The organism is Kosakonia sacchari SP1 (assembly GCF_000300455.3).
GTDB lineage: Bacteria > Pseudomonadota > Gammaproteobacteria > Enterobacterales > Enterobacteriaceae > Kosakonia > Kosakonia sacchari.
In genome coordinates this window covers 3438687-3453168 of record NZ_CP007215.2, presented here as the reverse complement: position 1 = coordinate 3453168, position 14482 = coordinate 3438687, and the positions used below count along the sequence as shown (strand labels likewise).

At 53.6% G+C, this 14482-nt stretch carries 14 protein-coding genes; 2 read left to right on the top strand and 12 right to left on the bottom strand.

Going from position 1 to position 14482, the window contains the following annotated elements; translation table 11 throughout:
* Window positions 1-49: 49 nt before the first annotated feature.
* On the top strand, window positions 50-1144 hold the full coding sequence (cobD, locus tag C813_RS39370; protein WP_017455890.1) for a threonine-phosphate decarboxylase CobD: 1095 nt from the start codon (window positions 50-52) through the stop codon (window positions 1142-1144).
* On the opposite strand, the gene nadD is transcribed toward cobD, so the two are convergent.
* Genes nadD through leuS form a run of 4 tightly spaced genes read right to left on the bottom strand, consistent with a single transcriptional unit; the run spans window position 1119 to window position 5953 of the window.
* Window positions 1119-1760: a nicotinate-nucleotide adenylyltransferase gene (nadD, locus tag C813_RS39365; protein ID WP_096325428.1), complete on the bottom strand. Its 642-nt coding sequence runs from the start codon at window positions 1758-1760 to the stop codon at window positions 1119-1121. The genes cobD and nadD overlap by 26 nt on opposite strands.
* 1 nt (window position 1761) lies before the next feature.
* Window positions 1762-2793 carry a DNA polymerase III subunit delta gene (holA, locus tag C813_RS39360; RefSeq protein WP_017455892.1) on the bottom strand — a complete coding sequence of 344 codons (1032 nt, stop codon included), beginning with the start codon at window positions 2791-2793 and terminating at the stop codon, window positions 1762-1764.
* Window positions 2793-3356 (bottom strand): LPS assembly lipoprotein LptE, encoded by a 564-nt coding sequence (gene lptE / locus C813_RS39355; RefSeq protein WP_017455893.1) that lies wholly within the window; start codon window positions 3354-3356, stop codon window positions 2793-2795. The genes holA and lptE overlap by 1 nt, the downstream gene beginning before the upstream one ends.
* 14 nt (window positions 3357-3370) lie before the next feature.
* Window positions 3371-5953: a leucine--tRNA ligase gene (gene leuS, locus C813_RS39350; protein WP_017455894.1), complete on the bottom strand. Its 2583-nt coding sequence runs from the start codon at window positions 5951-5953 to the stop codon at window positions 3371-3373.
* 235 nt (window positions 5954-6188) lie between these two features.
* Here leuS and C813_RS39345 point away from each other — a divergent pair, with 235 nt between their 5' ends.
* Window positions 6189-6671: a zinc ribbon-containing protein gene (locus C813_RS39345; protein WP_017455895.1), complete on the top strand. Its 483-nt coding sequence runs from the start codon at window positions 6189-6191 to the stop codon at window positions 6669-6671.
* A 39-nt stretch (window positions 6672-6710) separates the two neighbouring features.
* Here the strand turns inward: C813_RS39345 and gltL are convergent, their stop codons facing one another.
* The 8 genes from gltL to C813_RS39305 form a co-directional block, all read right to left on the bottom strand.
* On the bottom strand, window positions 6711-7436 hold the full coding sequence (gene gltL, locus C813_RS39340; RefSeq protein ID WP_017455896.1) for a glutamate/aspartate ABC transporter ATP-binding protein GltL: 726 nt from the start codon (window positions 7434-7436) through the stop codon (window positions 6711-6713).
* Window positions 7436-8110 (bottom strand): glutamate/aspartate ABC transporter permease GltK, encoded by a 675-nt coding sequence (gene gltK, locus C813_RS39335; protein WP_017455897.1) that lies wholly within the window; start codon window positions 8108-8110, stop codon window positions 7436-7438. The genes gltL and gltK overlap by 1 nt, the downstream gene beginning before the upstream one ends.
* Before the next feature lie 2 nt (window positions 8111-8112).
* Window positions 8113-8853 carry an amino acid ABC transporter permease gene (locus tag C813_RS39330; RefSeq protein ID WP_017455898.1) on the bottom strand — a complete coding sequence of 247 codons (741 nt, stop codon included), beginning with the start codon at window positions 8851-8853 and terminating at the stop codon, window positions 8113-8115.
* Between the two features lie 158 nt (window positions 8854-9011).
* On the bottom strand, window positions 9012-9938 hold the full coding sequence (locus C813_RS39325; RefSeq protein WP_017455899.1) for an amino acid ABC transporter substrate-binding protein: 927 nt from the start codon (window positions 9936-9938) through the stop codon (window positions 9012-9014).
* A 386-nt stretch (window positions 9939-10324) separates the two neighbouring features.
* Window positions 10325-11863 (bottom strand): apolipoprotein N-acyltransferase, encoded by a 1539-nt coding sequence (lnt, locus tag C813_RS39320; protein ID WP_017455900.1) that lies wholly within the window; start codon window positions 11861-11863, stop codon window positions 10325-10327.
* Window positions 11864-11868: 5 nt separating this feature from the next.
* Window positions 11869-12747, bottom strand: coding sequence for a CNNM family magnesium/cobalt transport protein CorC (gene corC, locus C813_RS39315; RefSeq protein WP_040016553.1), 879 nt, complete (start codon window positions 12745-12747; stop codon window positions 11869-11871).
* A 105-nt stretch (window positions 12748-12852) separates the two neighbouring features.
* Complete coding sequence (ybeY, locus tag C813_RS39310) at window positions 12853-13320, bottom strand: rRNA maturation RNase YbeY (protein ID WP_017455902.1); 468 nt, start codon at window positions 13318-13320, stop codon at window positions 12853-12855.
* Entirely contained in the window at window positions 13317-14363 is a 1047-nt protein-coding gene (locus C813_RS39305; protein WP_017455903.1) for a PhoH family protein, read from the bottom strand. Before C813_RS39305 ends, ybeY begins: the two co-directional genes overlap by 4 nt.
* Window positions 14364-14482: the final 119 nt, after the last annotated feature.

The window sequence follows — 14482 nt, the reverse complement described above, 5'->3', positions numbered from 1 at the left end:
TCACGGCCTCTTTTTCGTTTAAGATAACGGCTTTTAACCGGAGCGGAAGATGGCTTTGTTTCACAGTGCGCACGGTGGCAACACACGTGAGGCGGCAGAACTGTTGGGGATAGCGGCGGAAGAGTTGCTTGATTTCAGCGCCAACATTAATCCGGCTGGCATGCCCGCATCGCTTAAACATGCCTTGCAGAATAATTTGTCGCTCGCCGAGCGCTACCCGGATGTCGAGTATCAGCGTTTGCATCAGGCTCTGGCGGCTCATCACCAGGTTCCGGCTTCATGGATACTTGCCGGAAATGGTGAAACGGAAGCGATCTTTGCGCTGGTCAACATGCTTAAGCCACGTAAAGCGATGCTGATAACACCAGGGTTTGCGGAGTATCGCCGGGCGCTGGCATTGGTGGAGTGCGGGATTCGCGACTATCAATTACGTGAGAGTGATGGCTGGCAGCTTACTGATGCGTTGCTGGGCGCGCTGACCGTCGATCTCGACTGTTTATTTCTCTGTACACCCAATAACCCCACCGGTTTGTTGCCGGACGACGCTCTGCTGCACGCGATTGCCGCCCGTTGTAAAGCGCTGGGAATTACGCTTGTCCTCGACGAAGCCTTTATGGATTTTATTGCCGAACGCGAAGGTTTTATTCCTTATCTGGCGCAAAATCCGCATGTTTGGGTGCTGCGTTCACTCACCAAGTTTTACGCCATTCCAGGCTTGCGATTGGGGTATGCGCTGAGCAGCAATGAGCAGCAAGTCAGGTCTATGCGCGATGCGCAGATGCCGTGGTCCATCAATGCCTTTGCTGCGCTCGCGGGTGAGGTGATTTTACAGGACTGCGACTATCAGCAGGCAAGCTGGAACTGGCTCAATAAAGAACGTCCGCGTTTGTTCGCCGCGCTGAACGCACTGCCGGGGTTAACGGTCTGGCCCGGCTGCGCAAACTATCTTTTTATGCGCTGTGATGTGCCGGAGATGGAGTTACAACAGGCATTGCTTTCCCACCACATTTTGATTCGTAGCTGTGCCAATTACCCAGGGCTGGATGCGCGCTATTACCGTATAGCGGTGCGAAGCGAAGGGGAGAATGATCGGCTTATCGCTGCCATGACGGCGGTGCTCAGCGGTACAAACCCTGCTCGTTGATATATGCCATGACGGATTCGGGGAGCAAATCATCACACTTTTCGCCGTGCTCCAGCCGTTCACGGATAAGCGTCGCCGAAATGTTGAACCACGGGGTTTCGGCAAGGTAAATCCGTCCGGCAGGTAAAACATGCAGATCTTCAGGATTGGTGGTGAGGTGGGCTTCCAGCCACTGCTGATGTGCTTCCTGCTCCATTGTCAGCGGGTAACCTGGGCGGCGGCAGACAATCAGATGACAGTTATCCAGAATGGACTCGTAGTGGTGCCATGTGGGGAAAGTCAACAGTGAATCCTGACCGATGATAAACGCCAGTGGGCGTTGCGCACCTTGCTCTTCCCGCCACTCCTGCAAGGTTTGCGCCGTATATGAAGGAGTGTCGCGGCGCAATTCGCGTTCATCAAGGGTGAATAAGGGTTTATCGGCAATCGCCAGTTCGACCATTTTTTTGCGTTGCTGGCTGCTGGCTTCAGGTTGTGAACGGTGCGGCGGCACGTTATTGGGCATGATGATCACCCTGGAAAGGCCAATCTGGTTCGCCAGCGCTTCCACAGGTTTCAGGTGCCCATAATGGATCGGATCAAATGTACCGCCAAACAGTGCCTGCAACTGATTCATATCAACCATCAATAAAAACGTCTGCCAGTGCCTTATGACAGAGTAGCAGAGAAAGCCCTTCAAGCTCGGCCCAGACCGACTGCCCAAAATCCTGCTTCACAATCAGCTCAATGCGGCTCAGCAAATGGACCGCCTGGCGTAACTGGTTGAGGCTCAGGCGATTAAGCGCATCGCCCGTCACACCCCGGCGGTTTTGCCACACCCGATGCTTGTCAAACAGCGCACGCAGTGGCGTGTGTGCTGACTGACGTTTCAACGTCACCAGCAACAGTAATTCGCGTTGCACGGTACGCAGCAGGATCACCGGCTCACACGCTTCCAGTCGCAACTGGGTGAGAATGTGCAATGCGCGTTTGCTTTTTCCGGCAAGTAGCGCATCAACCCAGTGGAAAGGGGTGAAGTGCGCTGCGTCGTTCACCGCATGTTCCACGCGGGGCAGGGTGAGTTTGCCATCCGGCCACAGCAGCGCCAGGCGTTCCAGCGCTTGCGCCAGTGCCAGTAAGTTTCCTTCATAGCAATAACAAAGTAACTGATTGGCGGCGTCGTCCAGTTCCAGCTTGTTTTGCTTTGCCCTGGCGGCAACCCAGCGCGGCAGGTTTGCCTGTTCCGGTGTCTGGCAGCTTACCTGCACGGCACGATTATTTAACTGCGTTATCCATGCCGCATTTTCCTGCGCTTTGGTGAGCTTGTTCCCGCGAACCGTCAAAATGAGGTCGTCATGCAGCAGGCTAACCAGCTTTGCCAGTTGTTCATTGATAGCAGCGTTTGGGCCATTTTCGGGCAGCTGTAACAGTAACGTCTGACGGCTGGCGAACAGACTCAATGCCTGGCAGATGGAGAAAATCGCATCCCAATCCGTGCTGGCATCCAGTGTGAAGGTATGGTGTTCGATGAAACCCTGTTCAGAGGCGACCTGACGCACAGCGTCCTGGCTCTCTTGTAACAGCAGCGGATCATTACCGAGGAGTAAATACGCCGCGCGCAGCCCTTCATTAAGCTGCGCGCGGAGTTGTTCAGGATACAACCTGAGCATTAGCTACCCGGTTGCGCCGAAGTTTGGGCTGGCGTGGAGGTTGAAACAGCCTGCTCATTTTTTGCGTCCGCAGTATGTACGCTAGGCAGCTTACGAATCAACTGTTCGGCTGCTTTATCGTACATCTCCTGAACGATCATATCCTGCTCCGCGGCTTTCGCCAACGCCGTTTGCGGGTTATCAAAGAAGGAACGATAAACTTTGGTATTGATTGGGTAAATATCATGACCCGGGATCAATACGCTGGCGCTTACGGTCAGCACCAGTTGATATTCCGCAGTACGTCCATCCTGGAAAACAGAAGCGGTGTCGCTACTTATGCTTGAAGCGAGAAGACGAAGCGAAGGCACGTCCTGACGCATTGATTCTTTCTCCAGCAAGCTAATACCGTTGAGACGCAACTGGCTGCGGATCGCACGGCTCAACGGACCATTCGGATCTCCGGAGTCAAAAATCATCGTTTTCATTTCGGTCGGCACCTGCGTGGTACTACGCAGATGCCAGCCACATCCGGCGGTGATGAGCACCGCCAGTGATACGAACAATGTAGCCAGATATCGCACGCTTCCTCCCGCGCTTAGCCAACGACCAGATTAAGCAGTTTACCCGGTACGTAAATCACTTTACGCACGGTCACGCCATCAAGATATTTTGCTACCAGATGTTCCTGGCCCGCACGTTCACGCACCTGTTCTTCTGTCGCGTCAACGGCAACAGTAATTTTACCACGCACTTTACCGTTGACCTGGACGACGACCAGCGTGGTGTTTTCCACCATCGCTTTTTCATCAGCCTCCGGCCATGGCGCGTTGTCGATATCGCCTTCGCCGCCCAACGCCTGCCACAGCGTGAAGCTTGCGTGTGGGGTGAACGGGTTAAGCATTCGTACCACCGCCAGCAGAGCTTCCTGCATTAAGGCGCGATCTTGTTCGCTCTCTTGCGGCGCTTTCGCCAGTTTGTTCATCAGCTCCATAATCGCCGCGATAGCGGTGTTAAAGGTCTGACGGCGACCGATATCATCGGAAACTTTCGCGATAGTTTTATGCACGTCACGGCGCAGGGCTTGCTGATCTTCACTCAGTGCAGCCATATCCAGCGCGGCAACAGCACCCTGAGTGGTGTGTTCGTAAACCAGTTTCCAGACGCGTTTCAGGAAGCGGTTCGCGCCTTCTACGCCGGATTCTTGCCACTCCAGTGTCATATCGGCTGGCGATGCAAACATCATGAACAGACGCACGGTGTCCGCGCCGTAACGCTCAACCATTTCCTGCGGGTCGATACCGTTATTTTTCGACTTGGACATTTTGCTCATGCCGGTATATACCAGCTCGTGGCCCGCCGGATCGGTCGCTTTGACAATGCGGCCTTTCTCGTCACGTTCCACAATGGCATCTTTCGGCGAAACCCAGTTACGCTCGCCGTTTTCACCCACGTAATAGAACGCCTCGGCCAGTACCATGCCCTGGCACAGGAGTTGTTTCGCAGGCTCATCGGAGTTCACCATGCCCGCGTCGCGCATCAGTTTGTGGAAGAAGCGGAAGTAGAGCAGGTGCATGATGGCGTGTTCGATACCGCCAATATAGATATCTACCGGCAGCCAGTAATTTGCCGCTTTCGGGTCGAGCATGCCTTCGTTGTGCTGCGGGCACGTGTAACGCGCATAGTACCAGGATGACTCCATAAAGGTGTCAAAGGTATCGGTTTCGCGCAGTGCCGGTTGGCCATTAACGGTGGTTTTCGCCCACTCAGGATCGGCTTTAATTGGGCTGGTGATACCGTCCATGACCACATCTTCCGGCAGGATAACCGGCAGTTGATCTTCCGGCGTTGGAATAACGGTACCGTCTTCCAGCGTCACCATCGGGATTGGTGCGCCCCAGTAACGCTGACGGGAAACCCCCCAGTCGCGCAGACGGAAGTTCACTTTGCGCTCGCCCACGCCTTTGGCCGCCAGTTTGTCGGCAATGGCGTTAAACGCAGCGTTAAAGTCGAGTCCGTCGAATTCGCCGGAGTTAAACAGCACACCTTTTTCGGTCATCGCTTGTTCGCTAAGATCCGGCGCATTGCCGTCTGCGTTGAGAATGACCGCCTTGATCGGCAGATTGTATTTAGTCGCAAATTCGTAGTCGCGCTGATCGTGACCCGGAACGGCCATCACCGCGCCAGTACCGTACTCCATCAGCACAAAGTTTGCCGCCCACACCGGGATGGCTTCGCCGGTCAGCGGGTGAATGGCTTTCAGGCCGGTATCAACGCCTTTTTTCTCCATCGTCGCCATATCGGCTTCAGCAACTTTGGTATTACGGCATTCATCGATAAAGGACGCCAGCTCTGGTTTGCTCGCGGCAGCCTGCTGCGCCAGCGGATGACCCGCCGCAACGGCAAGGTAGGTTGCGCCGATAAACGTGTCCGGGCGAGTGGTGTAGACCGTCAGTTTCTGGTCGCTGTTCTGCACGTCGAAAGTGATTTCCACCCCTTCAGAACGGCCAATCCAGTTACGCTGCATGGTTTTCACGGTATCCGGCCAGTGATCCAGATTATCCAGGTCATTCAGCAGTTCGTCGGCATAAGCGGTGATTTTAATAAACCACTGCGGGATCTCTTTACGCTCAACTTTGGTATCACAGCGCCAGCAGCAGCCGTCGATAACTTGTTCGTTCGCCAACACGGTCTGGTCGTTCGGGCACCAGTTCACCGCAGAAGTTTTCTTATAGACGAGCCCTTTTTTGTACAGCTCGGTGAAGAACTTCTGTTCCCAACGGTAATATTCCGGTGTGCAGGTCGCCAGCTCGCGGCTCCAGTCATAGCCGAAGCCCAGCATTTTGAGCTGGTTTTTCATGTACGCGATGTTGTCGTAAGTCCACGGTGCTGGTGCGGTGTTATTTTTTACCGCCGCGCCTTCAGCCGGCAGACCAAACGCATCCCAGCCAATCGGCTGCAGCACGTTCTTACCCAGCATGCGCTGATAACGCGAGATCACATCGCCGATAGTGTAGTTACGGACGTGGCCCATGTGTAGTCGGCCAGAAGGATAGGGGAGCATCGACAAGCAATAGTATTTCTCTTTGCTCTCGTCTTCAGTGACTTCAAATGTGCGCTTCTCTTCCCAGTGGCGCTGTACTTTGGATTCTATCTCTTCCGGGCGGTATTGCTCTTGCATGGCAGCCAGTAGTCCTGTTTTTGCTACAGCTACAAATGTAGCGTTGTTACGTGATTTTTCGAAAGGCATAGCATAGCCCAAACGCCACTCTCAAAACAGCCTTTCCGCGAGGCGGGAATGAAATTGCCGCAGCCGTTGGCGGCTAATTTTTTGTCGACAGTGCGGGCGAGTCGGCACTGAGAGCAAGAAATAACGTCTACCATTAGAGAGAGTTACTGAACCGGGAGGCGAAACGATGAACAAGGTTGCTCATTTTTACCGTGAACTGGTAGCGGCGTTGACCGAGCGTCTACGCAATGGAGAGCGAGATATTGACGCATTGGTTGAACAAGCGCGCCTGCGCGTGGCGAAGACCGGCGAGTTAACGCGTACCGAGGTTGACGAGCTGATGCGCGCCATTCGCCGCGATCTGGAAGAGTTCGCCCTCAGTTACAGCGAAAGCCAGCAGGAAGTCACCGACAGCGTATTTATGCGGGTGATTAAAGAGAGTATCTGGCAGGAGCTGGCGGATATCACCGATAAAACGCAGCTTGAATGGCGTGAAGTATTTCAGGATCTCAACCATCACGGCGTGTATCACAGCGGCGAGGTGGTAGGGCTTGGGAATCTGGTGTGCGAGAAGTGTCATTTTCATCTGGCGGTCTACACGCCGGATGTGTTGCCGTTATGCCCGAAATGCGGACATGACCAATTCCAGCGCCGCCCGTTCGAACCGTAATCCCAAAAGCGCCTGCCCGGAGCGGGCAGGCGCAGGCTGTTAATGCAGGATTTTAGCGAGGAAGTCTTTAGCACGTTCGGATTTCGGATTATCAAAGAAGGCATCTTTCTCTGAATCTTCGACAATTTTCCCTTCATCCATAAAGATCACCCGGTTCGCCACTTTGCGGGCAAAGCCCATTTCGTGGGTTACCACCATCATGGTCATGCCTTCGTTCGCCAGTTCGACCATTACGTCCAGCACTTCGTTGATCATCTCGGGATCGAGCGCGGAAGTCGGCTCATCAAACAGCATCGCCACTGGATCCATACAGAGCGCGCGCGCAATCGCCACGCGCTGCTGCTGACCGCCTGAGAGTTGCGCCGGAAACTTATTCGCATGCGCTGACAAACCAACGCGCTCCAGCAACTTGAGCCCTTTTTCCCGTGCAGCGGCTTTATCACGCTTCAGCACTTTTACCTGTGCCAGCGTCAGGTTTTCGATAATCGACAAGTGCGGGAACAATTCAAAGTGCTGAAACACCATCCCGACGTGAGAACGCAGCTTCGCCAGATCGGTTTTCTTGTCATTCACTTTGGTGCCGTTGACGACAATCTCGCCTTTCTGCACCGGTTCCAGACCGTTGACGGTTTTAATCAGCGTGGATTTACCGGAGCCGGACGGCCCGCAAACCACAACCACTTCGCCTTTTTTCACTTCGGTGGAGCAATCGGTCAACACCTGAAAGTGACCATACCATTTAGAAACATTTTTCAGGGAAATCATTAGACGGTCCTTTTCTTCAGCCAGCTGACCAACAGCGAAGCACTCAAACTGATAACAAAATAGACAGCACCAGCAAACAGGATCATTTCAACCTGCGTACCATCGCGCTCGCCAATAGTAGATGCGGTGCGGAAGAAGTCCGCGAGGCTCAGGACATAGACCAACGAGGTATCCTGGAACAGCACAATGCCCTGCGTAAGCAGCAACGGAACCATGGCGCGAAACGCCTGCGGCAGGATGATGAGTTTCATCGACTGCCAGTGCGTCATACCCAACGCCAGTGCGGCACTGGACTGCCCACGGGAGATACTCTGGATGCCTGCGCGAATGATTTCTGAATAGTAGGCCGCTTCAAACATTGAAAAGGCCACCATCGCTGAAATCAGGCGGATATCGGTTTTGGGTGACAGGCCGAGCACGTTTTGCAGAAAACCCGGCACGATCAAATAAAACCACAACAGCACCATCACCAGCGGAATGGAGCGGAACACGTTAACGTAACTCTTGGCGAACCAGCGCAGCGGGGCGAAAGTGGACAGGCGCATTACTGCCAACAGCGTTCCCCAGACGATACCGACAACAATCGCAATCGCCGTGATCTTCAGCGTGACGATCAGACCCGCGACCAGGTACGGCAACGAAGGGACGATTGAACTCCAGTCAAATTCGTACATGATTATTTGCCCCCCATATTGCCCGGCAGGCGAATTTTGCGTTCAACCAGGTTCATCACCAACATAATGAAAGCATTAATTAATACATACGCAACGGTGATTGCCGTAAACGATTCCCAGGCATGTGCCGAGTAATCCAGCAATTTCCCTGCCTGTGCTGCCATGTCGACCAGACCGATAGTGGAGGCGATGGCCGAGTTTTTCACCAGGTTCATCATCTCCGAGGTCATCGGCGGCACAATCACGCGATAGGCGTTTGGCAGCAATACATAACGGTAGGTTTGCGGCAGCGTCAGCCCCATCGCCAGACCGGCGTTTTTCTGGCCGCGCGGTAGCGACTGAATCGCGGCGCGTACCTGCTCGCAAACGCGCGCTGCAGTAAACAGCCCCAGGCAGACCATTGAGGAGACGAAGAACTGGATATTCGGATCCAGTTCTGATTTGAACCACATGCCGATATCTTCTGGCAGCAGTTCCGGTACCACCAGGTACCAGGTGAAAAACTGCACGATCAGTGGCACGTTGCGGAACAGTTCGACATATAGGGTGCCAATGCCGGACAAGAAACGGTTAGGGACGGTGCGCAGGATGCCAAACAGGGAACCGACCAGGAAAGCGATAATCCAGGCCGTCACGGAAAGCGCGATGGTGACCTGAAAACCACTCCATAGCCAGCCAAGATAGGTGGTGTTGCCGAACGGGGCCTGTTCAAGAAATATTCCCCAGTTCCAGTCTATGGACATAAATCTACTCCGGAAAAAAAAGGGTAGCAGCGCTACCCTCGAAGATTGTATGAAGAGCGAGTTTTCGTGTTGAGTGGGGAACGACCACTCAGCATATAGTCTGTCCGTGCTACTTCGACAATCGAGAGGGCAGGTAAACCCGCCCCTAATGGTTTTAATTAGTTCAGAGCTTTGTCATTCGGTTCTTTGAACAGCGCTTTCATATCGTCAGAGAGATCGAAATTGAGGTTCATGTTTTTTGGCGGAATTGGGTTTTTAAACCATTTATCGAAGGATTTTTCCGCTGCACCGGATGTCTGCAACTGCGCGATGGTGTCATCCATCAGCTTTTTGAACTCCGGATCGTTTTTACGCAGCATACAGCCATAGGCTTCTTTTGATTGCGGTGTACCAACGATGTCCCAGTTGTCCGGTTTTTTCGCTTTCGCACGTTCACCCGCCAGCAGCGCGTCATCCATCATAAAGGCCACCGCACGGCCGCTTTCCAGCGTACGGAACGAGTCGCCATGGTCTTTCGCGCTGATAATACGCATATCCATTTTCTTTTCGTCGTTCAGCTTGTTCAGCAGAATTTCCGACGTAGTACCGGAAGTTACCACCACGGCTTTGCCTTTCAGGTCAGCGAAGTCTTTAATTGGGCCGCCTTTTTTGGTCAGTAGACGCGTGCCAACCACGAAAATGGTGTCAGAGAACGCCGCTTGTTTCTGACGTTCAACGTTATTGGTGGTGGAACCACATTCAAAATCGAAGGTGCCGTTTTGCAGCAGCGGGATACGGTTTTGTGAAGTGATTGGAATCAGTTTTACCGCCAGATCCGGCTTATTCAGTTTTTTCTTCACGGCTTCAACAATAGCGTTGGAGTAGTCCTGGGAGTAACCCACGACTTTTTGTTCATTGTCGTAGTAGGAGAACGGTACGGAAGATTCGCGGTGACCGACGACGATAACGCCGTTTTTAGCAATTTTAGCCAGCGTAGCTTGTTGATCGGCCGGCGCTGCGTCGGCAGGTTTTGCATCTTCAGCATGCACCAGACCGGCGGACAGTCCCATCACCAGCATCGCGGCGGCCAGTTTACGTAATTGCATATCCAGACTCCTTTATCGTCAGCGCCAGAGACGCGTATTGATACCCATTGTGTGTATTGTGTTTTTGTTGTTCTGCGACAATATCGTGCAGTGTCGTGTGTGTTTGTTACATTCAGTCTGGCTTAATGTAAAGATTTTGCTGCGGTATTGTTTATTTTTGCGAGGCGCGCCGCACCGTTTAGAGGCAAAAATCTCCCATTGCACCAGATTGGTGCTGCTACTGTTTCCTGTTGGTGCGACGTAAGTTGCACATAAGCGGATTTCATAGCTGCCTGATAGATATAAGCAAACCGCATGCCAAAAACGGCTTAATCGTAAATTTTGCGTAGCGAAGAGAGGATGCCCGGCAAGCAGACAGTCACCGGGCAGAACAGCGGGGAAAGGGATTAACGGCGGCGCTGACGCAAGCCCATCACCAGGGCGCCAAAGCCCAGCAGCACGGTGATAATCCACAGCGGCCAGTTGCCCGTGCGGGCATACGGCGTGAGACCAGAGGTGGGCGTCACCTTCGCGGTTAATACTTCGCGAGTAAATTGCGGGATCATCGCCTGGATTTCACCCTGCGGGCCAATGACCGCAGTGATGCCGTTATTGGTGCTACGCAACAGCGGTCGCGCCAGCTCCAGCGCACGCATCCGCGCCATCTGGAAGTGCTGCCACGGGCCGATGGATTTGCCAAACCAGGCGTCGTTCGAGATGGTCAGCAGGAAATCAGTATCCGGGCGGAAATTATCACGCACCTGCTCGCCAAGGATGATTTCGTAGCAGATTGCCGCCGTCAGCGTTAGCCCATGAGCCGTCAGCGGAGGTTGTACATAAGCGCCACGGCTGAAGGAGGACATCGGTAAATCGAAGAACGGTGCCAGCGGGCGCAGAATCGACTCCAGCGGTACAAATTCGCCGAACGGCACCAGATGGTTTTTGTTGTAGCGATCGCTTGAGCTGTAGCTATACGCGTTGTCTTTGCCCAGTGTAATGATGGTGTTGTAGGTATCGTAGCGGTTTTGCTTATTGAGACGTGCATCGACAATCCCGGTGATAAGCGTACTGTTGTTCGCCCGTAGCAGATTATCCATGGCGCTTAAAAAGCGTTGCTGGTTAATTTCCAGATCAGGAATGGCGGACTCCGGCCAGATGATCAGCTGCGATTTACCCATCACTTGCTCACTGGCTTCGCTGTAGATTTTCAGCGTATTGAGCAACTGGTTTTCGTCCCACTTCATCGATTGTGGAATGTTCCCCTGCACCATCGACACCTGAGTGGTGCGCTCCGGCAGCAGTTGATACCACTGGATATAACGCAGCGGGAAGGGCAGAGCGAACAGCACAACGGCGACAACCAGCGGGCGCAAGCGACGTTGCACTACCGCCAGCACCACCAGACCGCTCACCACCATCAGTAAGAAATTGATTGCTTCAACGCCAAGCACCGGTGCAAGGCCTTTCAGCGGCCCATCTATCTGGCTGTAACCAAACTGGAGCCACGGGAAACCGGTCAGCACCCAGCCGCGCAGGAACTCGGTAATTTGCCAGACGACCGGTGCGGCAACGGCCAGGCGCAACCAGGTGGTATGCGGCCACAGACGCGACAAAATACCGGCGAACAGCCCGGTATAGAGCGACAAATAGGCCGCCAGCAGTACCACAAGGAAAATATTGACCGGGCCTGGCATGCCGCCGAACTGGGCGATACTGACATACACCCAGTGCACACCGCTGCCAAACAGACCAAGCCCCCAGAAATAGCCAATCCAGGCAGCCTGTAACGGGCGGCGATTCAGGGTTAAACCCTGTAGACCAATCAGGGAGATAAGTGCGGCGGGCCAGAAGTCATAAGGAGAAAAAGCCAGCGTTCCGCTGGCTCCGAATAACAACGCCAGCAGCAGACGTATGCGCTGGCGCTCAAACAATGCGGCAAATACCATTTACATTACTCATCCAGTTTCGGTTGCGGAGAATCATCCGGCATTCTGACATGGACCTGAATAATACGTCGACTATCAGCCATAGCGACCTTGAATTGGTAACCATCAATGTCAATCGATTCGCCGCGCGCAGGCAAGTGGCCAAACGCCTGCATCACCAGACCGCCAATGGTGTCTACTTCATCATCACTGAAGTGGGTGCCGAAGGTTTCGTTGAAATCTTCAATCGGGGCTAGCGCGCGTACTGTCCAGGTGTGGCGGCTAAGCTGGCGGAAATCGATATCCTCTTCTTCGTCATATTCGTCTTCGATTTCGCCGACAATAAGCTCGAGAATATCTTCAATCGTCACCAGACCGGACACGCCGCCGAACTCATCAATAACGATAGCCATATGGTAGCGCTGGGAACGGAACTCTTTCAGCATGCGATCGACACGCTTGCTTTCCGGCACCACTACCGCCTGGCGTAACACTTTTTCCATGCTGAACGCTTCGGCGTCGCTGCGCATAAAAGGCAGCAAATCCTTAGCCATCAGGATCCCTTCGATGTGATCTTTGTCTTCGCTGATCACCGGAAAACGCGAGTGGGCAGACTCGATAATGACATCGAGACATTCGTCCAGCGTCTGGTTGCGTTTCAGGGTAATCATTTGGGAGCGGGGGATCATGATGTCGCGAACGCGCTGGTCCGCAATATCCATTACCCCTTCCAGCATGTCGCGCGTATCGTTGTCGATAAGCTCGTTCTGCCCGGAGTCTCGGATCAGTTCCAGCAGTTCATCACGGTTTTTCGGTTCGCCGTGAAAGAGCTGGCTGAGTAAAAGGGAGAAGAATCCCTTTTTGTTGTTGGTGTTGTCGCTACTGTGTGAGTTATCGTCGCTCATGGCGTCGTGTGGGTTCTCGTGTTGGTTAATCTGTCGCTCGTCGCGCGTAAACTCAGCGCCGGACGGCATTTATAGTGAGTGGAGCGCAGTAATCTGCGCGCCAACTTACTCTTTCTCGGAAATGTACGGATCCTCATAGCCCAGAGCAAGCATTATCTCTGTCTCGATCCCTTCCATCTCTTCGGCTTCATCGTCTGCGATATGGTCGTAACCGAGCAGGTGTAAACTGCCGTGCACCACCATGTGCGCCCAGTGAGCATCCAGCGGTTTGCCTTGCTCCTGGGCTTCCTGTTCCACAACCTGGCGGCAAATAATCAAATCACCAAGTAGCGGCATTTCGATCCCTGGCGGTGCTTCAAACGGGAAAGAGAGCACGTTAGTCGGCTTATCTTTCCCACGGTAGGTCAGGTTCAGTTCGTGGCTTTCCGCATTTTCGACCAGGCGAATGGTGACTTCCGCTTCTTCCTGAAATTGCGGAATAACGGCGTCAAGCCACTTCTGGAACTGCGCTTCTTCCGGCAGGCCGCTGTTATCTTCACATGCCAACTGTAGATCAAGGATCACCTGACTCATTTCTGCTCCTGCTCCTGGGTTTCGCGTTTGCGCTCGGCGGCCAGTTCTGCTTTACGTTTCTGTTCGGCTTCTTCCCACGCTTCATAGGCGATAACAATGCGGGCAACCACTGGATGGCGTACGACATCTTCACTGTGGAAGAAGTTAAAGCTGATTTCGTCGACGTTCGCCAGCACCTCAATGGCGTGACGCAAACCGGATTTGGTGTTGCGCGGCAGATCAATCTGCGTGACGTCGCCTGTGATCACCGCTTTGGAGTTAAAACCAATACGCGTCAGGAACATTTTCATCTGTTCGATGGTGGTGTTCTGGCTCTCATCAAGAATGATAAACGCGTCGTTTAGCGTACGGCCGCGCATATAGGCTAACGGCGCGACTTCAATAACGTTACGCTCAATCAGCTTTTCGACGCGTTCAAAGCCAATCATCTCAAACAGCGCGTCATACAATGGGCGCAGATAAGGATCGACTTTTTGGCTGAGATCGCCGGGCAGGAAGCCGAGTTTTTCACCCGCTTCTACCGCCGGGCGTGTCAACAGAATGCGGCGCACTTCCTGACGCTCCAGCGCATCCACCGCAGCGGCGACGGCAAGGTAGGTTTTACCGGTGCCCGCCGGACCCACGCCGAAGGTGATGTCATGGTCAAGAATATTGGCGACGTACTGCGCCTGGTTCGGCGTGCGCGGTTTAATCACGCCACGCTTGGTTTTGATATGAATTGCTTTGCCGTAGTCCGGCACGCTTTCGGCGCTCTGCTCCAGCACGCGCGCTTCTTTGATAGCCAGATGGATCTGTTCCGGTTCGATATCCTGGATCTGACCGCGCATTGGGGCGGTATCGACATATAGGGTGCGCAGAATATCGGCCGCGGCATTAACGCAAATTTCTCGTCCGGTGAGTTTGAAGTGATTATCGCGGCGGTTGATTTCGATGCCCAGTCGCCGCTCCAGTTGTTTGATGTTGTCGTCAAACGGGCCGCACAGACTTAGCAGACGTGCGTTGTCCGCTGGCTCAAGGGTAATTTCACGCGTATCTATATTCAAACTGTTCCTCTTTTCGATGTGTCGAGGGCTATGCCCATTAGGGAATTATTCACGGCATATAAAGAAGTCGCAAGCATTGCGCAAGATGTTGGGGTCGGCGAGGGGAAAAGCAAGGCCTG